1 pseudogene is annotated in these 556 nt (G+C 31.8%); it reads left to right on the forward strand.

What is annotated here, in order from left to right:
- Positions 1-132: 132 nt before the first annotated feature.
- Positions 133-556: pseudogene (locus tag V3W49_RS22940) on the forward strand (hypothetical protein); the annotation flags it as partial.

Consider the following 556-nt stretch of genomic DNA (forward strand, 5'->3'; position numbering starts at 1 on the left):
TTTGTACTGTGTGAGTATTGCACTTTGGACAGAATCGTCTGATCTCCTTTGGATAGATCATAACAGGCTATCCAATTTATCGATAATTTAAGTATTGAATCTATAATAGGCCGATTTACGTAATTGAAATTTGTGACTTCTACTCTCTCTTCTTCTATTTCATCATTGAATGCAGTTGCAATGGGAGAAAAAAAAGCTGATATGATTTTTAAAAATTGTAAATTAGTTAATGTATACACAAGAGAAATTATTCCACAAACTCAGATTGCTATACTAAATGATAGAATTGCTTTTGTTGGTCCTGATGCAACACATTCGACTGGTCCAAAAACTACAGTAATTGATTTAGAAGAAAAATTTGTTTCTCCAGGTTTCGCTGATGCACATATACACATAGATCAATTCGTTTTACCATCAGAAATGATAAAAAAATCTCTTTTATGTGGTGTTACCTCATTTTTTTCTGATCCAATCGATATTGTTAGTGTCTGTGGTTATAGGGGATTTCTAGAATTTCTAAGGCAAACAACAGATTTGCCATTAAGAATTTTTCATG

It is taken from the genome of Rosenbergiella sp. YN46 (assembly GCF_036620675.1).
Taxonomy (GTDB): Bacteria; Pseudomonadota; Gammaproteobacteria; order Enterobacterales; family Enterobacteriaceae; genus Jejubacter.